Raw genomic sequence first — 20,574 nt, 5'->3', positions numbered from 1 at the left:
AAAGCGTCGCAGAAATCCTCAGTGCGCCTTCGGCAGCACAAAAGTCTGGCCAGGATAGATCAGGTTCGGATTGTGGATCTTGTCGCGGTTGGCGTTGAAGATCACCGCATAGCGGGAGCCGTCGCCGTAAGCCAGACGGCTGAGCGCCCACAAGCTGTCGCCACGCGAGATCACGCGGCTGCCGCCCGCTTCGGCCGGCGCAGCGTTGAAGACCTCCGCCGGCGAGGCCGATGCGACCGCATTGGCGGCCGGCGCGCGCGCTAGGACCTTCGGCTTCGGCGTCCCCATCAGCCTCGGCCGGGCCGCTGACCTCTCCGGCGCGGAGGCCAGGTGCGGCGCAGCTGACGGCAGCGACGCCACGACATCCGACTTGTCGTCGGGCTTCTCGGCCTGCCTGGCCTCCTGACGCGCGGCGGGTGCCGGGCGTGCCGGCGGCGGCGCGGCTTCGGCGATGGTCACCGGCATGGTGCGCGCGGACTGCGTGACGGTGCCGTTGGACGCTGTCGCGCGCAGGGTCAGTTCATAGGAGCCGGCCGGAAGCTGGGGCGGAGTCATCACGAATTGGCCCGACGCATCGGCCGTCACGGTATCGAGCGGCTTGCCGTCGCGCAGCAGCTCGACCTTGGCACCCGGTGTGGCCTGCCCCGCGATCACCGCAGCCTCGCCGTGATCGTCGACGCGCGCGACGTCGAACCGGGGGCCGGCATCGGCCGCGGCCGCCGGCGGCTTGGCCGGGGCGAGTTCGCCGAGTGCCGCAATCTGCTTCTGCGTCTCGGCGAGCGGCGCCGCCGCTTTCGGCGGGACGACCGGTTCCGGGGACGCCGATGGTGCAGGCTGCGTCGCGGCAAGCTTGGACTCATCCGGCCTGGCTTCGGCTTTGGGCTCGACCTTGGATTCAGCCTTGACCTCAGGCTTGGCGGCGACGGCGACCTCGGTCTTCGCGCCGCCCGGCAGCAGCCGGCGCAGCTCGGTGGGGCCGATCACCAGCACGGTGCCACCCAGTGCGAGCAGACAGAACGCAATGAAGGCCTTGGACGCGGTCATCATCGATGCAGAACCTTGGATCGCAAATCAGCCGATGGCAGCAAATTGCGCCGATTTCGCTGCGGCAGCAAGACGGTCGATGGGATGATCACTCTTTCGGATGAACCGGCACGGCCCCGCCGGAGTCCAATGCGCAAGGCCGCAGCGCGGCATTTATTTTAGGGATTTCTTCCGTGACCAGATTTTGCCGCCCCGCGCCATGGCTGGCGCTTGCCCTGTTCCTCGCCGCCTCCCCCGCGCTCGCCGCATCCGGGCCGCCGCCGGGATTCGTCCTCACCGACAATGCCGATCTCGCCTTCACCTCGCCCGACGGCGCCACCAAGCTCGAGCAGTACATGAAGGACAGTGAAGACCTGTTCGGCGTGAAATGGCAGGTCTGGGCGCGACGCGGCGAGCAGATGACGGAGCTGAAGCCCGAGCAGGGCTATGGTGCCGGCTTCCGCTTCACCGCCGATTCGCAATGGCTGGTGCGGATGCAGAAGACCGGCTCGGGCTCGCAGGATCTGTTCCTCTACCATGTCGAGAACGGCGCCTTCGTCAACGCGACGAAGAAGTCGCTCAGCGATCTCGCCTGGGCCTATTTTCACAGCCGGCGCGACACCAAGAACATGAAGCTCGACTACCACATCTCGGCCAATCTGATGAAAGGCACCGAAGATGGCTATCGCTGGCTTGGCGTCGACTGGCCCAACAACCGTTACCTCCTGATCTCGCTGTCGGGCGCGATGGACAAGCATCCGAAGAACGTCGCCGTGAAGGGACTGGCGGATTGGACATGCCGCTATGACCTCAAGACCGGCAAGTTCGATGTGCCGCAGATGTTCGCCAAGGGCAACGCGGAGGCGCTGGAGTGGGAGATCAAGCGGTAGGGCCGTTTCGTGACTTCGTAGGGTGGGCAAAGCGAAGCGTGCCCACGCGCTTTTTGCGGCCACGAAGAGGTGGTGGGCACGGCGCAAGGGCGCCTTTGCCCACCCTACGGCCCCCGCGAGGGGAACCCAACCCTCTGATTCCATTCCGATTCATGTTTTCGTAACCGTTACTGGTAACGGGGTCTTGTCGGTTTTGCTGCATCTTGCATCCCACGGGAGGGCTGGATGGGCACATCAATCCGATGGACCGCGCGGATGCGCGCGTTGCTGCGCCGTTGGCAGGGAGCGCCGCTGACATGGCTGATCGTCGGCGGCTTCGTGCTGATGGTCGCAATGGCCATCGGCACCGCGCTCACCGTCGACCGCTTTCGCCAGAATGCGATCGAAAGCGGCCGCGACAGCCTGGAAAACTCCGTGCGGCTGCTGGCCCGGCATTTCGATCGCGAATTCGCCGACTTTGCGGTGCTGCAGAAGAGCGTCATCGCCGAGCTCGAAAGCCACGGCATCGAATCCGCCGACGTGTTCCGCAGCGAGATGGCCACCCTCGCCATGCACGAGGTGCTGCGCGCGAAAGCCAGCGGCTGGTCCGACGTCGCCGGCGCCAACGTGTTCGATGCTGGCGGCGTTCTGATCAACTCGTCGCGGCGCTGGCCCGTCGCCGACATCTCGGTCGCCGACCGCGACTATTTCAACCGCCTCAGGAACGATCCGGCCACGCAGGAGGAGATCGAGGTCGTTCCCGGCCGGCTCGGCAACGGTCCCGCCATCGTGTTCGCGCGGCGCGTCTCCGGCCCGCACGGCGAATTCCTCGGAATGGTCTCGCGCGCGATCACGCCGGACCAGCTCGAATCCTTCTTCGCCTCGAGCGGGCTCGGCGAGGAATCCTCGATCGCGATGCATCACCAGAACGGCCAGTTGCTCGCGCGCATTCCGCATGTCGATGCCATGATCGGGGAGAATTTCCGCAACGGCACGCCGGAACAGCGGGCGGTGTTCGAACGCACCTTCGTCACCACGCAGCTCGCAAGCCCGATCGATGGCAAGGACCGTATCGTCGCCTCGCGCCTCCTGACCGGCGAGCCGCTGGTCGTGGTCGCGACCAAGTCGCTGGACGCGACGCTCGCCACCTGGCGCACGCAGACGAAATTCTTCGTCTTCGTGGCCGTGCTGTCGATCGGCCTGCTCGTGCTCACGCTGTTCCTGATCTTCCGCCAGATGACGAACCGCCTCTCGGTGGAGAAGCAGCGGCTCGACACCGCGATGAACACCATGACCCAGGGCCTTCTGATGTTCGATCAGGACCAGCGGCTGATCGTCTGCAACCGCCGCTACATCGAGATGTACGGCCTCTCCACGGGCGTGGTGAAGCCCGGCGCCTATTTCCGCGACGTGATCCAGCACCGCTACGACACCGGCTCGTTCCACGGCGACGTCGATGCCTATTGCGACGACATCCTGGACAATGTCGGCCGCACCCAAAGCGCCATCGTCGAGACCGCCGACGGCCGCCTGATCGAGGTCAAGAACCAGCCTGGTGCAGCCGGCGGCTGGCTTGCCACCCATGACGACGTCAGCGAGCGCATCCGCGCCGACGAGCGCATCGCGCATATGGCGCATTACGACGCGCTGACCGACCTGCCCAACCGCGTGCTGATGCGCGGCCACCTGGAGCGCCGCATCGCCGAGCTCGCCCAGGGCAAGCCGTTTGCGATCCTCTATATCGACGTCGACGAGTTCAAGGGCGTCAACGATTCGCTGGGACACGAGGTCGGCGACGAGCTGCTGCGCCAGGTGGCGAACCGTCTGCGCGCCTGCGTCAGCGGCAACGACCTGGTCGCGCGCCTCGGCGGCGACGAGTTCGCCATCATCAAGGCCGGGACCTGCGACGAGGCCGAACTGACAAATCTGGCGGACAATATCCTGACAGCGCTGCGCACGCCGGTGAACTGCAAGGGCCAGGAGATCCCGACCGATGCCAGCATCGGCATCGCGATCGCGCCCGACCATGGCGACAATCTCGACGATCTGCTCAAGCGCGCCGATCTTGCGATGTATGCGGCCAAGACCGAGGGCCGCGGCACCTTCCGCATCTTCATCCCCGAATACGACGCCAAGGCGCGGCAGCGCCGCCAGCTCGAGCTCGATCTGCGCCAGGCGCTGACCCGCGGCGAATTCGAGGTGCACTACCAGCCGCTGGTCGATCTTGCCGCCAATGTCGTCACCGGCTGCGAGGCGTTGCTGCGCTGGCGCCATCCCGAACGCGGCATGGTCTCGCCCGCCGATTTCATCCCGGTCGCGGAAGACACCGGGCTGATCGGCGAGATCGGCGAATGGGTCTTGCGGCAGGCCTGCACCGAGGCGGCAAGCTGGCCCGGCGATATCCACATCGCCGTCAACGTCTCGCCGGTGCAGTTCCGCTCGCGGACGCTGGCACTGAAAGTCGCCGCGGCGCTCGCGGAGTCGGGGCTCTCACCGGACCGGCTCGAGCTCGAGGTCACCGAGACCGTGCTGATCCGCGACGACGAGGAGGCGCTCACCATCCTGCAGCAGCTGCGCGAGCTCGGCGTGCGCATCGCGCTCGACGATTTCGGCACCGGCTATTCGTCGCTGAGCTATCTGCATCGCTTCCCCTTCGACAAGATCAAGATCGATCGCAGCTTCATCAGCGACATCGGTCAATCCGAGGACTCCTCGCCGATCGTGCAGGCCGTGGTGCACATGGCCGCCGCGCGCCGCATGGCGACGACGGCCGAAGGCGTCGAGACCGAGGCCCAGCGCGAGGTGCTGCGCCAGCTCGGATGCAGCCAGATGCAGGGCTGGCTGTTCAGCCCGGCCGTGCCCGCGGCGAAGCTGAAGCAGCTGCTGTCGAAGCAGGCGGCGGCGGCTTAGCTATTAATGTCCGGAAGTGGACGCAAGGTGCCGCTTCGACTGCGCTACGACGCCCGGCGAAGCGCCTCGGCCTTTTCGTACGCGCCGACCGGGGGCAGATACAGCTCGCCACCGGCTTCCATCCGTTCACCCGTCATGCGGGTGAGCGCGTGCCGGACCGCAACCCAGCTCAAAAGCGCGATGGCCAGACCCGCGGCGACGTCGGAGAAGTAATGACTTCCGTCCACCGGCGTTGCCGCGATCATCGCGACGTTGAGCATGGTTGCGATCCAGCCGACATATTTGACGCGCCACAGCGCCAGCAGGAAGAGAAGCCCGAGCGCGGCATGCAGGCTCGGGAAGCTGATGATGCCCTCGGCGCCCTCGGCGACCAGATGGACGAACGTGCCATCGCGCAATCCGAAGAATACGGGAAGAGGCAGATCCCGCGTCACCGGCACGATGGCGGGAGAATTGACCGCGGACAGATGCAGATGACCCCAGACGCCCTGGGCCGGCATCAATGTCGAGACGCCGATCGTCACCAGCGTCGTCAGCGCGAAGCTGAGCATGAACACGCGCAATCGCAGTGAATGCCCTGCCGCGGCGAGGACAACGACGATGGCCGTCGCCTGCACGGCGAAGCTCGCATAGGCAAGCGCCAGGATCCGGTGCAGCAGCGGCGCTGCGTTCATGGCATCGAGCCACGACATCCAGTCGAAGCCCATGCGCCGGTCGAGCGCCATGAGCTCACTGTCCCATAGCGGAAAGGCCGCGCTTGCCGAGACATACGACACGGGCGCAGCCACCGCCGCAAAGGCGATGATCTGGGCGGCACTGACCAGCGCGTCGGCGAGAGCCGCGTCTTTTCTGACCGTCGAGTAGAACCAGCTTCCCAGCACCAGCAGAGAGGCGACGAGCCCTGGTTTCCAGAATGTCATCCATTCGATCTGGAACGGCCCGAGCATCGATGCGCTCAACACCAGACCGGCCATGACCGCAATCACGATCCAGACGACACGATCGGCGTACTTCAACCGATCAAGGTGGAGACGTTGGGTCATGCGGCGATCGACCAGAAACGACGGAGTGAGTTCGGACGAGGCGCGGGCTCGACCGCGGAAACACCGGCACCTGACGCGGGCAATGACGATCACCGTGTGAATGCGGGCAGTCGAGGCCACACTTACTGTACGAAGGGTTAAGGACTCGTTCTTTCGATCGTTCAGGTGCCTTTGACGGACGGCGGAGATCGCCCCGCTCACGGCCCCGCAAAAAATAGGATCAAACCTGGGGCCTTGCGGTTATCGCGCTGCCGAGACGGCCGGAACTCCGGCCGGCGGACGGCAGCCAACATGCATCACGCGCATCGCAGCAGGCGCCGCGTCTGCGCGTTCGCGCGTGCGCGGATCGAGCGAGGCGACATGGCGGTCGTGACTTTCAGGATGATCCCTCTTCTGGCGGCGATCGCCATGATCGGCCTGCCCGCGCAAGCCCGCGACGATGGCCGCTACGCCAACTCGCCGCTCAAGGGCTGGTTCGAGAGCCTGCACAGCAAGGCCGGCGGCCCCTGCTGCGCCGATGCCGACGGCACCGCGCTCGACGATGTCGACTGGGACACGCGCGACGGACATTATCGCGTGAGGCTGCAGGGCGCCTGGATCGCGGTGCCCGACGACGCGGTGATCACCGAGCCGAACCGCGTCGGCCGCACCATGGTCTGGCCCTATTACGTCAACGGCCGCGCCATGATCCGCTGCTTCATGCCCGGCAGCATGATCTGAGCGTCTGGAATTCTTGTAGGGTGGGCAAAGCGCAGCGTGCCCACCAATCCTCCATCCGCGAGAGATGGTGGGCACGGCGCGAAGTGCGCCTTTGCCCACCCTACGACATCAAGGCTACGCGGCGCGGAGGTCGCCGACGAACCGGTCGACGTCGCGCTTCAGATCGTCGGACAGACGCGCCAGCATCTTGGCGGACTCCAGCACCTCGCCGGCGGCGGCGCCCGTTTGACCGGCGGCTTGCGAGACGCCGGAGATGTGGCGCGAGACTTCATTCGTGCCTTGCGAGGCCTGCTGCACATTCCGCGCAATCTCGCGCGTCGCGGCGCCCTGCTGCTCGACGGCAGCCGCGATCGCCGCTGCGATCTCGTTGACGCGCTGGATGGTGGTGCCGATCGACTGGATCGCAGTCACCGACGACTGGGTCGCGCCCTGGATCGCGGCGACTTGGCCGGTGATCTCCTCGGTCGCCTTGGCGGTCTGCGTGGCGAGGTTCTTCACCTCGGATGCGACCACCGCGAAGCCGCGCCCGGCCTCGCCGGCGCGCGCGGCCTCGATGGTGGCGTTGAGCGCGAGCAGATTGGTCTGCTCGGCAATGCCCGTGATCAGCGCGACGACGTCGCCGATGCGCTGGGCGGCATCCGCCAGCGCCTGTACCTCGCCGTTGGTGCGCGCGGCCTCGCTCGCGGCGGCGCCGGCAATGCTGGAGGATTCCGCGACCTGGCGGCTGATCTCGCTGATCGAGGCCGAGAGCTCTTCGGTGGCGGCGGCAACCGTCTGCACGTTGGAGGAGGCATCGCCCGACAGGGTCGCGACCGAGGCGGCCTTGGAGGAGCCCTGCTCGGCGGTCGACGACATCGATTGCGCAGTGCCGTTCAGCTCGCCGGAGGCCGAGGCGAGCGTGTGCAGCGATTCCGTGACGGTCCGCTCGAACTCTCCAATCAGCCGCTCGACGGCGAGCTGGCGCCGCTCCTTCTTCGCCTGCTCGGCGGCCCGCTCCTCGGCGAGACGGTCGCCGGTCATCATGTTCTCCTTGAACACGGCGACCGCGCGCGACATTTCGCCGATCTCGTCGCCGCGCGCGATGCCTGCGAGCTCGATCGCATAGTCGCGCTCGGCAAGCGAGCGCATCGCCTGCGTCATCTGACGGATCGGCGCGCTGACGCGGCGGCGCACCAGGATGAAGCCGGACAAGGTGATGGCAAGCGCGACCAGCATCATCGCACCGTTGAGCGCGAGGCTCCATTTCGCCGATGTCATCTGCTGCCCGGCGCGGGCGACCATTTCGGCGAGCGCGGCCTGGCCGGCTTCGACGCTGGAGTTGAGGATGGCGGTGTTGAGCTTCGACAGGTCCTCGATCTTGATGTCGATGGTCTGGTTGTTGCTCAGCGCCTTGATGAAGCCCTGCTGGCGCTCGGCCATGGCGGCGGCCTCGCCCTGCTTCGAGCGCGCGACCACGTCGGTGAGGCTGGCGGGTGCATCCGCGCGGCTGGCTACATCCAACACCTGGCTCCAGGCCTGCTTTGCGCGGCCGGTGTCCTCGGCGGCACCGACCATGTCGGCGGCGCTCCAGGGCTTGCCGCTCGCGGCCGCAGCTTCCAGACGGATGGCGACGAGGCCGCCAAAATTGCGTGCGGCCCAGGCCGACTGCTTGACGCTGAGCAGATGATCGACCACGGGATCGGTGAGCTTGAGCGCGTTCTCGAGCTCGCTGGTCAGCGCCAGGATCGCATCGAGATAGTCCTGGGCTACTTTCCGAAACTCGTCGCCGACCTTCGGATCGCGCTCGGCCTTCGCCTGGTGAATGGCGGCTTCCGCCCTGGGCCGCAGCGGCATCAGTGCATCGTGGACTGCAACCAGCTTGCCGAGGGCGCCGGCAAGCCGCGAATCGGACACGCCATCGAGACGCTCGAGCACGCTCTTGTAAGCCGCTTCCGACAACTGCCGGTTGGTGGCGATGCGGCTGTCGGCATTGGCATTGGCCGGGGCGTCTGCAACGAGCGCCGACAGGAAGGTGCCGCGCTCGAGCCGGAAGCCGAGCAGGGTCGCGAACAGCTGCTGGTCGGTGCTGGCGAAGCGCTCGACCTTCTGCGCCGCGCTGTTGCGCTCGACGGCGGCAAGGAGCCCGGTCGCGAGCTGCCCGATCAGGAACGCGCCAAGAACGCCGATGATCGCGCCGAGAACGGAGCGAATGGAGGGATTGCCGAACAATGCCATAGTGAGCGCCGGGCCTTGCGGAAAAGATGCAGAAAAATACCGGGCGGCTCCTAAGATTTGGTTCACCAAATGCGTGGGGGCGCGGGCATGCGAGCCCGGGACTCCGTTAAATTCCGGTCGGTTGAACTACGGAAATCAGGGCCGCGGGCGGCGCCGGCTCACTTCGCCTCGCGGGCGGCCTGGATTTCGACGAACTCGGCGTCGGGATGGCTGATGATGGTGGCGACCCAGATGCCGCTGATGATCAGCGACCAGGCGGTGTCCCAATAGATCCAAAACACGTGCCAGCCTCCCTTTCGCTCTCCTCCGCCCGCGGGATCAGGGTAACGGCAAGATGAGACCGCTGTTCCCAATGAAAGTGCGGCGTGGGCGAGGCGCTATTTTGGTTTGGTCGGCGGTGGCGTGCGATCGGTTTGGCCGGTGTGGCGCTTTGCCACGACGTCCTCATCGCGCGGGCCCTGGCGCGGGCGCGGCGGCGGCTTCGGCTGGCCGGCCTGACCGCCGTGCTTGCCGCCCATGTCGGGCTTGCCTTCGAGATCGTTTTCGCGGGGCATGACGGGTCAATGCGCGGGCGCGACATTGGTTCGCTGGGTTCGCCTGTGAATGAGTTCATAGGATCGTCGCCGTTTGCAGTGCACGATCGCTGGCGGCGATGGGGGTATCGAACGAATGATGGATCTGGCCTGATGCGGAAACGACTCGTGGTCTGGACGATCTTGACCTGCGCGCTGGTTGCGGTCGCGGTGTGGGGCGTGCTCGGAGCACCCGACTATGCGGCCGGCCCGCATTTGCCCTCCCGCAGCCTGACGGCGGCGGTGCGCTAGCCGTCCCGCACGACCGATACGATTTCGGCATCGATCGATCTCAATTGGAATTTGGTGCGGCGGCGCGGCTCCCGCTATCCTCCAGGGCAAAAGAACCAAGCCGCACCGGCTTGATGGAGGAGCCCATGTTGAGACCGATACGCCGCAGCGCATCGCGCGCTGCGATCGCCACTCTCGCTTTCTTCGCCCTCATCCCTGGAGTCCGCCCCGGCATGGCCGAGACCTTCGCTTATGTCGGCAACGCCGACAGCAACGACATCAGCGTGTTCAAGCTCGCCGACAACGGCGAGATGACGGCGGTGCAGACCGCCGCCTTCACCGGCGTCGAGAAGCCCGGCTCCTCGACGCCGCTCGCGATCACGCCCGACCACCGCGTGCTGATCGCCGGCGTGCGCTCGCAGCCGTTCCTCGCGGTGAGCTTTGCGATCGACCCCAAGACAGGACAGCTCAGCCACATCGGCAACGGGCCGCTCGCCGACAGCATGGCGAACATCGCCGTCGACCACGGCGGCAAATTCCTGTTCAGCGCCTCCTATGGCGGCAACAAGGTCGCGCTCAATCCGCTTGCTGCCAACGGCGTCGTTGGTGAGCCGAAGCAGGTGATTCCGACCGGCCTCAACGCGCACGCCTTCCTGCCCTCGCCCGACAACCGTTTCGCGTTCGCGACCAATCTCGGCTCGGACCAGGTGCTGGGCTTTGCATTCGATGCCACCGCCGGCACGCTGACGCCGAACGATCCGCCGGCCTACAAGGTGCCGGACAAATCGGGGCCGCGACACTTCGTGTTCCATCCCAACGGCAAGTTCGTGTACATGATCCACGAGCTGAACGGCGATGTCGCCGCCTTCACCTATGAGGCCAAGAGCGGCGCATGGGACGAGATCCAGCGCACCACCGCATTGCCGGAAGGATTCACCGGCAAGGAGTCTGGTAAGAAGCCCTGGGCCGCCGACATCCACATCACGCCCGACGGCCGCTTCCTCTACGCCTCCGAGCGCACCACCAGCACGATCGCCGCCTACAAGGTCGATGCGACCAGCGGCAAGCTGACCACGATCGGCAGCGTGCCGACCGAGAAGCAGCCGCGCGGCTTCCACATCGATCCCTCCAGCCGCTATCTCGCCGCGGTCGGCGAGCTCTCCGACAGCATGACGGTCTATGCGATCGACCAGTCGAGCGGCGCGCTGGGGAAACTGAAATCCTATCCGACCGGAAAGAAGCCGAACTGGGTGGAGTTCTTGAGCCTGCCGTGATGGCTGCTCCTACCTCCCCTCCTCGCGCAACATCATAGGAGGCCGTCATGCCCGGGCTTGTCCCGGGCATCCACGTTCTTCGTTCCACGTGGCCAAGACGTGGATGGCCGGGACATAGGCGAGCGAAGCGACGCCGTCCTTCGGACGGCTATGCCCGGCCATGACGAGTTTGCGGGACAACTACCCGCGAACCTTACCTCCATTCCCGCAGACTAATTCAACAAGCGGCATCGCGCCGCCTGCGCTGCGGCATTCTCATCCGGCCGGCCCATGGCCCGCCGCGGTTGCTTCTGCTATCGATGAGGCCGTCAAGGCCCCAACCGGAATGACCGATGCGTCCATTGCCTGCGCGTTTCCTCTCCAGACATCTCGTTGCGCTCACCGGACTATTGCTGCTGTCCGCTCCATTCGCGCGCGCCGCCGAAGACGAGGCGCCGAAGGGGCCGGCGGTCACGGTGCTGAAGGCGGCAAAATCCTGCTTCTCCGACATCGTCGAGGCGACGGGCACGATCATCGCGCGCGAAGAAACCTCGGTGCGGCCCGAGCGTCCCGGCCTGAAGGTGACGGAGGTGCTGGCGGAAGCCGGCGACACCATTACGGCCGGCCAGGTGCTGGCGCGGCTGGCGCTGCCCGAAGGCGGCACGCTTCAGGTCACCGCGCCGGTGGCAGGCGTGATCGCGACCTCGACGGCGCAGATCGGCAATTTCGCCTCGGCCAAGGGCGAAGCCCTGTTCACGATCGTGGCGCGCAGCGAATACGACCTCGTCGGCCTGGTCGCGACCACCGATATCGGCAAGCTCGCGGTTGGCCAGCAGGCGACGGTGCGCATCGCCGGCGCCGGCGATCTCGACGGCAAGGTGCGCCGCATCGGGCCGACCGTCGAGCCGAACATCCAGCAGGGCATGGTCTATATCGGCATCTCCTCGCAGAAGCGGCTCTTGCTGAACGCGAGCGGGCGCGCGCTGATCAAGACCGGGCAGAGCTGCAACGTCGCGGTACCGCTTACCGCCGTGCAATATTCCTCCGCCGGCACCGTGGTGCAGGTGATCCGCCGCAACCGCGTCGAGACCAAGCGCGTCGAGATCGGCTTGATGTCGGGCGGCAATATCGAGGTCCGCGACGGCCTCAACGAAGGCGACATCGTCATCGCCCGCGCTGGCGCGCTCTTGCGCGAAGGCGATCCGGTACGCCCGGCGATGGCCGCGGAAGCGGCGAAGTAGTCTCAGCCGTCATTGCGAGCGAAGCGACGCAATCCAGAATCTCTCCGCGGAGGGATCCTGGATTGCTTCGTCGCAAGAGCTCCTCGCAATGACGGTGGAGAGGCAGACGTGCGCTAAGGCACGGCTATCGTAGGGTGGGCAAAGCGGAGCGTGCCCACGTCCTTCGACGTCTTTCTATCGAAACGTAAAAGATGGTGGGCACGGCGCTTTGCGCCTTTGCCCACCCTACAAGAGCTGCGATTGCCGCGAACTAGCCGCCGGCCTGATCGAACTGCACGTCTTCGAGCAGCGAGGACGACACGGTCGGGACCTGGTCGCCTTCGGAGGCGCGGGAGATGGCGACGCGGGTCTTGTTGAAGACGGCTTCGGCGCTGCTGCTCTGCGCATTGAGATTGCCGAGCAGCTCACTGATCAGCACGCTGTGCTCGCCCTTGCCGTCATCGACGACCTTGCCGGGCGAGGCCGAGGACAGGATCAGCGCATTGTCGGGCGCGCTGATCGGCGCAAGACCGTGGCTGTAGGAGCGGAAGCGGCGCTCATAGGGATTGCGGCGGGAGGCGTCGACGACGACCAGCTTGGCCTTGGCGCCCTGCTGCTTCATCATGTCGAGCACGCCCTCGATGGACACGCCATGGCGTCGGACGTCGCTTTCCTTCCAGATCACGGCATCGACCGGCAGCATGTAGCTCTCGCGGCCGGCCTGCACACCGAAGCCGCCGAAGAACAGCATGACGACGGTGTCGGGCTTGATCCGCGACTTCAGGCGGTTGACGGCGCGGATCATGTCGTCCTTGGTCGCGTCTTCCACCATGTCGACGTCAAAGCCGCTCTTGCGCAGGCTCGAGGACAGCGCGCGGGCGTCGTTGATCGACTGCGTCAGCGGCGCGCTGGCGTCGGGGTAATGTCCATTGCCGATGACGAGGGCGAGGCGCGAGGTCTGGCCGATCGAGCCGGTGACCTGGTCGGTCGAGACGGCCTTGGCGGCATCGAGCGCACGCATGTTGAGGGCAGCATGGGCGCCGATCACAAGCGAGACTGTGCCGATGAGGGCTGCGGCGACTGCGATCGTGCGTCGGGAAATGTCGAGCTGCCTTAAATTCATCTCGCTTCATTCCTGTCAGTGCCAAAGACCAGCCAAGCGCGCGCACACAGTTTGAGTAGCGCGATAGCGGCTTTAGGTTTGAGGGATTGGCCGGGGATGTGCCCCCGAATTGCGCGCAATTTGCGGCGCCGTACCAAACAAACCCTTAACCGGATATCGCCCGCGGGGCAATAGATTGCCCTAAATTTGAGCTAAGACACTGAATGTGTTAACTAATTCTCCCGGCCCAATATGTGGATTTTTTGCGTCCCCGTGGCCTTCCGCAGCCTCATCATGCAGCCTCCGTGCCGGTTTTTTCCGTGACCATCGTCACATTTGTTTTTCCCGCGAATCCGGGTAGCTTTTTCAAAGACTTGGCGAGGGGGTGGCGCGCGGATGGGAGCGTGCCGGGCCGCTCCTGACCAAGGCCCCCGCGACCAGGTATTTCATGAGCTTTCATTATTTCGCCGGTGCCGCCTGCCGGGCGCTGACAGCGCGCAAGGATGGCCCTTCTCTTTATGACGTGTGCGATCCCGTGTTGGCGGTGACCACCGGCGGCGATCCGCATCTGGCCAAGTTTTACAAGACCGCGCTCGGCAATCCCGCGTTGCGCCTGCTGCTCCGTCGCGCCGGCCTGCCCGAGCTGCGCGAGGAGGCGAAGCTGACCCGGCTGCGCGAGGCGCTCGCCCGCGCCCGCGACGATGCCGAGCCGGACTGGGCCGCGGTCGGCCAGCCCGTCGCCGATCTCGTCGACTGCATGGCCCTCGATCATCCCAAGCCGCCGCCAGCGGCGTTCACCGCGGCGCTGCCGCAGCAATCGCAGATCGACGGCGTGATCCGCGACTGCGCGCAGCATCTCCTCGGCTCGTATCGCAAGAACGGTTTCCTGCCGACCTATGCCGCCTTCAACCTGATCGGCGATCCCGACTTCCGCGGACGCGAGCTGATCATGGCGCTGACGGGCCTGAACGCGCGCGGCTACAAGAACTCATCGCTGCTGTTCAACCTCGCCCGCGTCTTCATCGCGCGCTCGCACGCAGCCGCCGTGGTCAATCCACCCTGGAAGGGCATCGCCGAGCCGATGTGGGAGCCGGTGCAGATCCGTCACCGCTCGGCCTATTACGACGCCTTCTTCATCGAGGCGCTGCTGAGCTATGTCGAGACCGGGCTGGCTTCGCCCGCGGACAAGACGGCAGCCGAGCGCGCGATCGCCGACATGGTGGATTTCTGCGTCAATATCAGCCGCGAGGAGGTCGAGGGCGTCGACGGCGCGCGGTTCAACGTCATCACCGCGCTGGCACCTCCGCCGCATCCGCGCTTCTCGCGCTATTTCGCGCAGATCAAACAGGACCTCGGCTTCGGCGTCTACGTGCCGGATTGCGACACCACCGCGTGCTCGATCTCGGCGGCGACGCAGGCCGGCTGCCTTGATGCGATCATCGACCAGCCGCTGCTGGATTTCTATGCCGGCTATCAGGTACGCGCCGGGATCAACGAACCACGCGTGACCGTGCCGCTCAACGACAATATCGACTATGAGGGCGGCGTTGCGACCTGGATCGACAACCTGAAGGGCGAGCGGCCCTACGGCAACGATCTCGATCCCACGCTCAATCTCGACATTCTCGAGGTGAGCTTTCGCAACCTCGCGCGCTGGAAGATCCTGGAGACGCCGGCGCGGCTCGCCACCGTGCACCGGATCATCGGCTTCCAGAAGCGTCTCGCCGCCAGCGGCGCCTTCGCCAATCCGCGCTCGCACATCTATTATCTGCCTGAGCTCTACAGCGCCTATTTCGGCCGCTGCTATGCGGCGTTCCTGACGCTGCCGCTGGCGGCGCAGGCTCTGATCGATCCCAACGGCGATTTCGATTTCATCCGCCACCGCGTGCTGTCCTATGTCAAGGGCGAGCTGATGGCCGCGGAGATGAACGTGTTCGACGCCGCGCTGGCGCTGATCGCGCTCGGCCATCTCGGCGCCGATCCGCGCGCCTTCGCGCCGGCGCTGAACGTGATCGTCTCCGGGCTCGGCGAAGGCGGCCGCCGCGGCCCGTTCCGCGCCTACGAATGGAACAAGATGAAGACGCCGACGCGGATTTTGGTCGGCGGGCCGGAGGTGACGTCAGCGTTCGTGTTGATGGGTCTGGCCGTGGCGAAAAGGACGATGGCGCGGGGGTGACTCCGGTCTCGTGCCCCGGACGCAGGTCTCGTAGGGTGGGCAAAGCGAAGCGTGCCCACCACGTCTTGCGCCACAAAGAGATCGTGGGCACGGCGCGAAGAGCGCGCCTTTGCCCACCCTACGAGTCTGCCCGAGTGGAGAGATCACCCCACCCCTTTAAGATGACAGGAAGTTGAAAGCCTATCCGTTAGGCATAAGCTGGCCGCGAGGCCAAAAGCCGACGACAATTGCACGCCTCTATCGAGATTTTCATCACACGCGGACCGGCATGTTGCGAAAATTCCTGATTGCGCTGTGTTTCCTCGTCCCGTCGCTGGCCGAGGCCGCCGACATCACCGGCACGGCGAAGATCCGCGACGGCGATTCCGTTGTGATCGGCAACACGCGGATCCGGCTCGGCGGCGTCGACGCGCCGTCGTCCGACCAGCTCTGCCTCAACACCAAGGGCGAGCGCTGGACCTGCGGCGTCGCCGCCCGCGACGAGCTCGCCAAATACACCGAGGGCAAGACCTGGGTCTGCCATGCCCGATCGATCGATCGGCGTGGCCGCACCGTGGCGCGCTGCGACGTCGGCGGCGAGGACATCCAGAAATGGCTGGTGCGCAGCGGCTGGGCGCTGGCCTATACCCGCATCTCCCATGATTACGAGCCAGATGAGGTTGCCGCGCGTGAGGCAAAAGCCGGGATGTGGCAGGGCGCCTTCATCGCACCCTGGGACTGGCGGGTGCGCAACAAGAAGACCCCGATCCTGGGCGCGACCAAGCCGCCGGAGGGCGCGCATGCAGTGCTGCTCGCGTCCGCCTCGGGCCCCGTCGCGCCCTCGCCGGACTGCACCATCAAGGGCAACGTCAACACATCGGGCGAGTGCATCTATCACCAGCCGACCAGCCGCTGGTACACGCAGATCAAGATGAAGATCAGCAAGGGCACCCGCTGGTTCTGCTCGGTGGAAGAGGCGGAAGCGGCCGGCTGCCGGGAGACTAAGAGATAACCCACTTCAGGCCTGCATTTTCGGCGCTTTTCTCAGGCTCCAGCGCCGCGTAAAAGTAGGAATCAGCGACCTACCAGCCTGTCCTCCAACAACAAGGACCAACAGCAATGACCGTTCGCGCGGGCCGGGAATTTCTGGCCATCCCCGGGCCCACCACGATGCCCGACGAGGTGCTGCGGGCGATGCACCGCCCGGCGATCGACATCTACTCCAAGGAGATGCACGATCTGACCGACAGCCTGCTCGGCGACATCTCGAACCTGTTTGCGACCAAGGGCAAGTCCTACATCTACATCGCCAACGGTCACGGCGCCTGGGAAGCCGCGCTCAGCAACGTGCTGTCGCGCGGCGACAAGGTGCTGGTGCTGGAGAGCGGACGCTTCGCGATCGGCTGGGGCAATGCGGCAGCCTTGATGGGCGCCGAGGTCGAGGTGCTCAAGGGCGACTGGCGCCGTGCGGTCCGTCCGCACGAGGTCGAGGAGCGCCTGCGCCGCGACAAGGAGCACAGCATCAAGGCCGTCGTGGTCGTCCAGGTCGACACGGCTTCGGGCGTGCAGAACGACATCGAGGCGATCGGCAAGGCGATCAAGGCGGCCGGCCATCCCGCGCTGTACATGGTCGATACTGTCGCCTCGCTCGGCTGCATGCCGTTCGAGATGGACAAATGGGGCGTCGACGTCGCGATGTCCGGTTCGCAGAAGGGCCTGATGACGCCGCCCGGCCTCGGCTTCGTCGCCGCCAATGCCCGCGCGCTCGAGGTGCACAAGAAGGCCAATCTGTCGACACCCTATTGGAGCTGGAGCGAGCGCGAGGGCACCGAGAACTATCGCAAATATGCCGGCACCGCGCCGGTGCATCTGTTGTTCGCGCTGCGCCAGGCGATCGACATGCTGCACGCCGAAGGGCTTGAGAACGCCTTCCGCCGCCACAGCCTGCTCGGCGAGGCCGCGCGCCGCGCGGTTTCGGTCTGGGCCGAAGGCCAGGTGCTCGGCTTCAACGTCGCGGAGGCGAACGAGCGCTCCAACACCGTGACGACGGTGACCATGAGCAACGGCCATGACCCGGCGGTGCTGCAACGCTATTGCAAGGACAAATGCGGCGTGGTGCTCGGCACCGGCATCGGCGATCTCTCCGGACAAGCCTTCCGCATCGCCCATATGGGCCATGTCAACGCGCCGATGCTGCTCGGCACGCTCGGGGTGGTCGAGATCGCCCTGAACGCACTGAAGATCCCCCACGGCAAGGGCGGGCTGGAAGCGGCGGTGTCGTATCTCGGTGAAGAGGTGGCGGCGTAACAAGCCGCCGTCGTCCCTGCGAACGCCTCTTCTTTCTTCCTTCTCCCCTTGTGGGAGAAGGTGGCGCGAAGCGCCGGATGAGGGGTTGCTTCCGCGGGCTCAACAGGCGGCTTCGCGCGCGGATAGGTACCCCTCACCCGTCTCGCCGCTCCGCGGCGAGCCACCCTCTCCCACAAGGGGAGAGGGAAAGATCAGTACTCGACGCGATACGCTTCGACCTGCGCTTTCAGCTCATCCAGCGACGCCGTCGGCTTCTTCGGATCGACGCGATGCTCCCCGCTCGCCAGCCATTTCAGCACCATCGCGTCCACCTCAGGCGAATGATGGATGACGTCGCCGTAGTTATTGAGATCGTGCGTCACGGCCTTGATCGCGCGTAAATCGTGCAGGCGCACATTGGGGAGCTGGGTCAATCGCTGCGCGATCACCGCCGTGAGATCCATCACGATCTTCAGCGTCTCCGGCGAGGCATCGCGCATCGCGACGAATTGCAGGATCGAATAGGGCGGGAAGTAGACGTCGAAGGTCACGTCCGGATGGCGCGTGATCAGGCCGATGGCGTCCTGCTCGAAATGCCGCACCATCGCATCATAATCGTAGCCTTCGCCGAGAAAGCGGATGCGCGCAGGCGCGGTGATGTGGGCGAAAGAGGCGAGCGTCTTCTTCGCATTGTAATCGCGCGCGAGGTCAACATCCCGCGGCGACGCATAGATGTCATCGACGTCAGCCAGCGCAAACTTGACGGGCAGATAAGGCGCCGCCCGGGTCAGCGGCTCTCGCAGAGGAGGGATCGACCGCAGCAAGGCGAACAAGGACTCCTTCGCCATCGCGGCGCTGAACAGATAGGACGCGATGCCCTTGGCCGTCCTGCGGTAGAGATCGACGGAAAGATAGGGGTCGGCCTCGATGCCCGCGGCATCGACGAAAATAAAGTCGTCCATCTCCCAGATCACGCGCCTTGCGCCGCGGTCGATCGCCTGCTCCAGCACAAAAGCCTGCTGGCGCGAGTTGGAGCCGGTCATCGCCAGCTTGAGCGAACGTACACGAAGCGCGCGGTCGATGTCGCTCTGGCGGAAATGAATCGCGAGCGAGGTGCCCATGAAGGCGGTGTCGAACGACTGGCTGCGGATCAGCCCGGCGTTCTGCACCCGCGTATCGTCGGAATAGAAGGCGAGATGCGAGGTGCGGAACAGCTGCAGGGGATCGACCACATAGACGAGCGCGGCTGCGCCGAGCACGCACAGGACGCTCGCGAGCAGAAGACGCTTCAGATGCGTGAACGGCCTGCGCATCAGAACCGGAAATAGATGAATTCGCTGTGGCTCTGGATGCCCAGCACGCCGAAGGCGAGCACCAGCGATGCCGCATAGAGGACCAGCGGCCGCATGCGCCCGGCCCGCAAGGGCTCGCCGACCCGGCGGTTGCCGTGATCATAGCCCATGATGTCCTGCGTGTTGGGCGCCAGCCAGACCAGCGCCGCGTAGACCGCAATCATCACCAGCGCCGCGATCTCCTCGCGGCCGAACACGATATTCGCTGGATCGGCCATGGCGTGGAGGATCCGCAGCGCCCATGCGACGCTCTCGGCGCGGAAGAACACCCAGGCGACGACGACAGCGAGAAAGGTCAGCACGGCCCCGGCGATGCGAGCCGGGCGCGCAAACAATGCCGGAACATCAGGCACCAGCGCGTTGAAGGCATGGTTGACGCAGAGATAGGCGCCGTGCAGCGCGCCCCACACGACAAAAGTCCAGGCCGCGCCGTGCCAGAGGCCGCCGAGCAGCATCGTGACCAGCAGGTTGACGTAGCGCAGCACGCGGCCGCGCCTGTTACCGCCGAGCGGGATGTAGAGATAGTCGCGCAGGAACTGCGACAGCGTCATGTGCCAGCGCCGCCAGAAATCGACGATGCTGGTGGCCTTGTAGGGCGAGTTGAAATTGACCGGCAGGAAGATGCCGAACATCAGCGAGATCCCGATCGCCATGTCGGAGTAGCCGGAGAAGTCGAAATAGAGCTGGAACGTGTAGGCGAGCGCGCCACACCAGGCCTGGTCGAAGCTCGGCGAGCGCGCCTCGAAGGCAAGCGCAACCAGCGGCTGGATGCCGTCGGCAAGGCAGGTCTTCTTGAACAGGCCGATGGCGAAGATGATGACGCCGCAGAGCATGAGATGCGCGTCGGGATGCTTGGTCTCCTCGCGAGCGAATTGCGGGATCATGTCCTTGTGGTGAAGGATCGGCCCCGCGATCAGATGCGGAAAATAGGTCACGAAGAGGGCGTAATGCGGTAGCGCATAAGCTGCGACCTGGCCGCGATACGCGTCCACCAGGAACGCGATCTGCGTGAAGGTGTAGAAGGAGATGCCGACCGGCAGCAGGATGTGAATCGCAAGATGCGTGCCGAGCAAAGCGTTGATGTTCTCAGTGGCAAAGCCGGCATATTTGAAGATGCCGAGCACGAGGAGATCGCCGGCAACGCCGAGCGCGAGCGTGGCCTTGCGTTGCGTTGGGGCGAGCTCCGCCACGATGAGGAGATGGCCGATGCCATAATTGAACGCGATCGAGAGCAGCAGCAGGGCCACGAATTGCCAGCTTCCGATCGCATAGAAGGTGAGCGAGGCCAGCGCCAGCCAGATCGCCGGGGCCAGATTGCTGCGCCGCCCCAGCCAGAAATAGCCGGCGAGCACAGCGGGGAGGAACAGCAGGATGAAAGGATAGGAGTTGAACAGCATCAGGCTGGACCAGCGGCGGGGGGTATGGCCCGTCAAAGCATACAAGGGACGGATCAACAACCCGGCGACTTGGCGCAGTCCTTTGGCGCAGCGGCGCTGGCATTCCGTGAAATCGGAACGATATAAGGTGGAACACGGTGCGTGCCTCTCCCTCTCTCCGTTCTTACGGGGCCGGGACGAGCTACGCTCGCCCTGAGAGGGTTGGGGTGAGGGGCCTCTCTCCGCGA

17 protein-coding genes are annotated in these 20,574 nt (G+C 65.5%); 9 read left to right on the top strand and 8 right to left on the bottom strand.

Annotated features, from left to right (window positions below; translation table 11 throughout):
* Window positions 1-18: 18 nt before the first annotated feature.
* Window positions 19-1,047 carry a LysM peptidoglycan-binding domain-containing protein gene (locus QA642_RS02555; protein ID WP_283083244.1) on the bottom strand — a complete coding sequence of 343 codons (1,029 nt, stop codon included), beginning with the start codon at window positions 1,045-1,047 and terminating at the stop codon, window positions 19-21.
* Window positions 1,048-1,217: 170 nt separating this feature from the next.
* On the opposite strand from QA642_RS02555, the gene QA642_RS02550 reads away from it, so the two are divergent.
* Window positions 1,218-1,913: a hypothetical protein gene (locus QA642_RS02550; protein WP_283083243.1), complete on the top strand. Its 696-nt coding sequence runs from the start codon at window positions 1,218-1,220 to the stop codon at window positions 1,911-1,913.
* Window positions 1,914-2,138: 225 nt separating this feature from the next.
* Entirely contained in the window at window positions 2,139-4,802 is a 2,664-nt protein-coding gene (locus tag QA642_RS02545) for an EAL domain-containing protein (RefSeq protein ID WP_283083242.1), read from the top strand.
* Window positions 4,803-4,846: 44 nt separating this feature from the next.
* On the opposite strand, the gene QA642_RS02540 is transcribed toward QA642_RS02545, so the two are convergent.
* Entirely contained in the window at window positions 4,847-6,046 is a 1,200-nt protein-coding gene (locus QA642_RS02540) for a phosphatase PAP2 family protein (RefSeq protein ID WP_283083241.1), read from the bottom strand.
* 159 nt (window positions 6,047-6,205) lie between these two features.
* Here QA642_RS02540 and QA642_RS02535 point away from each other — a divergent pair, with 159 nt between their 5' ends.
* The gene (locus tag QA642_RS02535) at window positions 6,206-6,565 is read left to right on the top strand and encodes a hypothetical protein (protein ID WP_283083240.1); all 360 of its coding nucleotides are present in this window, start codon (window positions 6,206-6,208) and stop codon (window positions 6,563-6,565) included.
* A gap of 114 nt (window positions 6,566-6,679) precedes the next feature.
* On the opposite strand, the gene QA642_RS02530 is transcribed toward QA642_RS02535, so the two are convergent.
* The 3 genes from QA642_RS02530 to QA642_RS02520 form a co-directional block, all read right to left on the bottom strand.
* Window positions 6,680-8,779 carry a methyl-accepting chemotaxis protein gene (locus tag QA642_RS02530; RefSeq protein WP_283083239.1) on the bottom strand — a complete coding sequence of 700 codons (2,100 nt, stop codon included), beginning with the start codon at window positions 8,777-8,779 and terminating at the stop codon, window positions 6,680-6,682.
* A gap of 158 nt (window positions 8,780-8,937) precedes the next feature.
* A complete protein-coding gene (locus tag QA642_RS02525) occupies window positions 8,938-9,060 on the bottom strand; it encodes a hypothetical protein (protein WP_283083238.1) in 123 nt (40 codons plus the stop codon).
* A gap of 96 nt (window positions 9,061-9,156) precedes the next feature.
* A complete protein-coding gene (locus tag QA642_RS02520; protein WP_283083237.1) occupies window positions 9,157-9,333 on the bottom strand; it encodes a hypothetical protein in 177 nt (58 codons plus the stop codon).
* A 132-nt stretch (window positions 9,334-9,465) separates the two neighbouring features.
* On the opposite strand from QA642_RS02520, the gene QA642_RS02515 reads away from it, so the two are divergent.
* The 3 genes from QA642_RS02515 (at window position 9,466) to QA642_RS02505 (ending at window position 12,076) form a co-directional block, all read left to right on the top strand.
* The gene (locus QA642_RS02515; protein WP_235541845.1) at window positions 9,466-9,603 is read left to right on the top strand and encodes a hypothetical protein; all 138 of its coding nucleotides are present in this window, start codon (window positions 9,466-9,468) and stop codon (window positions 9,601-9,603) included.
* A 125-nt stretch (window positions 9,604-9,728) separates the two neighbouring features.
* Window positions 9,729-10,856, top strand: a complete 1,128-nt coding sequence (locus QA642_RS02510) for a beta-propeller fold lactonase family protein (RefSeq protein ID WP_283083236.1) — start codon at window positions 9,729-9,731, stop codon at window positions 10,854-10,856.
* A 332-nt stretch (window positions 10,857-11,188) separates the two neighbouring features.
* Window positions 11,189-12,076: an HlyD family efflux transporter periplasmic adaptor subunit gene (locus tag QA642_RS02505; RefSeq protein ID WP_283083235.1), complete on the top strand. Its 888-nt coding sequence runs from the start codon at window positions 11,189-11,191 to the stop codon at window positions 12,074-12,076.
* Window positions 12,077-12,326: 250 nt separating this feature from the next.
* On the opposite strand, the gene QA642_RS02500 is transcribed toward QA642_RS02505, so the two are convergent.
* Window positions 12,327-13,178, bottom strand: a complete 852-nt coding sequence (locus QA642_RS02500; RefSeq protein WP_283083234.1) for a caspase family protein — start codon at window positions 13,176-13,178, stop codon at window positions 12,327-12,329.
* Between the two features lie 427 nt (window positions 13,179-13,605).
* Here QA642_RS02500 and QA642_RS02495 point away from each other — a divergent pair, with 427 nt between their 5' ends.
* The 3 genes from QA642_RS02495 to QA642_RS02485 all read left to right on the top strand — a co-directional run bounded on the left by QA642_RS02495 (window position 13,606) and on the right by QA642_RS02485 (window position 17,619).
* Window positions 13,606-15,333, top strand: a complete 1,728-nt coding sequence (locus QA642_RS02495) for a hypothetical protein (RefSeq protein ID WP_283083233.1) — start codon at window positions 13,606-13,608, stop codon at window positions 15,331-15,333.
* Between the two features lie 268 nt (window positions 15,334-15,601).
* Window positions 15,602-16,324 (top strand): thermonuclease family protein, encoded by a 723-nt coding sequence (locus QA642_RS02490; protein WP_283083232.1) that lies wholly within the window; start codon window positions 15,602-15,604, stop codon window positions 16,322-16,324.
* A 107-nt stretch (window positions 16,325-16,431) separates the two neighbouring features.
* The gene (locus tag QA642_RS02485) at window positions 16,432-17,619 is read left to right on the top strand and encodes an aminotransferase class V-fold PLP-dependent enzyme (protein ID WP_283083231.1); all 1,188 of its coding nucleotides are present in this window, start codon (window positions 16,432-16,434) and stop codon (window positions 17,617-17,619) included.
* Window positions 17,620-17,810: 191 nt separating this feature from the next.
* Here the strand turns inward: QA642_RS02485 and QA642_RS02480 are convergent, their stop codons facing one another.
* On the bottom strand, window positions 17,811-18,911 hold the full coding sequence (locus QA642_RS02480) for a hypothetical protein (RefSeq protein WP_283083230.1): 1,101 nt from the start codon (window positions 18,909-18,911) through the stop codon (window positions 17,811-17,813).
* Window positions 18,911-20,347, bottom strand: coding sequence for an MBOAT family protein (locus QA642_RS02475; RefSeq protein WP_349253887.1), 1,437 nt, complete (start codon window positions 20,345-20,347; stop codon window positions 18,911-18,913). The genes QA642_RS02480 and QA642_RS02475 overlap by 1 nt, the downstream gene beginning before the upstream one ends.
* Between the last annotated feature and the right edge of the window lie 227 nt (window positions 20,348-20,574).

The organism is Bradyrhizobium sp. CB2312 (assembly GCF_029714425.1).
Lineage (GTDB): Bacteria > Pseudomonadota > Alphaproteobacteria > Rhizobiales > Xanthobacteraceae > Bradyrhizobium.
The sequence above is the reverse complement of the archived record's forward strand: the minus strand, read 5'-3'. Positions and strand labels throughout refer to the sequence as shown.

Coding starts and splice junctions, on each gene's coding strand:
- QA642_RS02555 (WP_283083244.1), bottom strand. CDS start 1,047: ATGATGACCGCGTCCAAGGCCTTCATTGCGTTCTGTCTGCTCGCACTG.
- QA642_RS02545 (WP_283083242.1), top strand. CDS start 2,139: ATGGGCACATCAATCCGATGGACCGCGCGGATGCGCGCGTTGCTGCGC.
- QA642_RS02535 (WP_283083240.1), top strand. CDS start 6,206: ATGGCGGTCGTGACTTTCAGGATGATCCCTCTTCTGGCGGCGATCGCC.
- QA642_RS02530 (WP_283083239.1), bottom strand. CDS start 8,779: ATGGCATTGTTCGGCAATCCCTCCATTCGCTCCGTTCTCGGCGCGATC.
- QA642_RS02520 (WP_283083237.1), bottom strand. CDS start 9,333: ATGCCCCGCGAAAACGATCTCGAAGGCAAGCCCGACATGGGCGGCAAG.
- QA642_RS02515 (WP_235541845.1), top strand. CDS start 9,466: ATGCGGAAACGACTCGTGGTCTGGACGATCTTGACCTGCGCGCTGGTT.
- QA642_RS02510 (WP_283083236.1), top strand. CDS start 9,729: ATGTTGAGACCGATACGCCGCAGCGCATCGCGCGCTGCGATCGCCACT.
- QA642_RS02505 (WP_283083235.1), top strand. CDS start 11,189: ATGCGTCCATTGCCTGCGCGTTTCCTCTCCAGACATCTCGTTGCGCTC.
- QA642_RS02500 (WP_283083234.1), bottom strand. CDS start 13,178: ATGAATTTAAGGCAGCTCGACATTTCCCGACGCACGATCGCAGTCGCC.
- QA642_RS02495 (WP_283083233.1), top strand. CDS start 13,606: ATGAGCTTTCATTATTTCGCCGGTGCCGCCTGCCGGGCGCTGACAGCG.
- QA642_RS02490 (WP_283083232.1), top strand. CDS start 15,602: ATGTTGCGAAAATTCCTGATTGCGCTGTGTTTCCTCGTCCCGTCGCTG.
- QA642_RS02485 (WP_283083231.1), top strand. CDS start 16,432: ATGACCGTTCGCGCGGGCCGGGAATTTCTGGCCATCCCCGGGCCCACC.
- QA642_RS02480 (WP_283083230.1), bottom strand. CDS start 18,911: ATGCGCAGGCCGTTCACGCATCTGAAGCGTCTTCTGCTCGCGAGCGTC.
- QA642_RS02475 (WP_349253887.1), bottom strand. CDS start 20,347: ATGCTGTTCAACTCCTATCCTTTCATCCTGCTGTTCCTCCCCGCTGTG.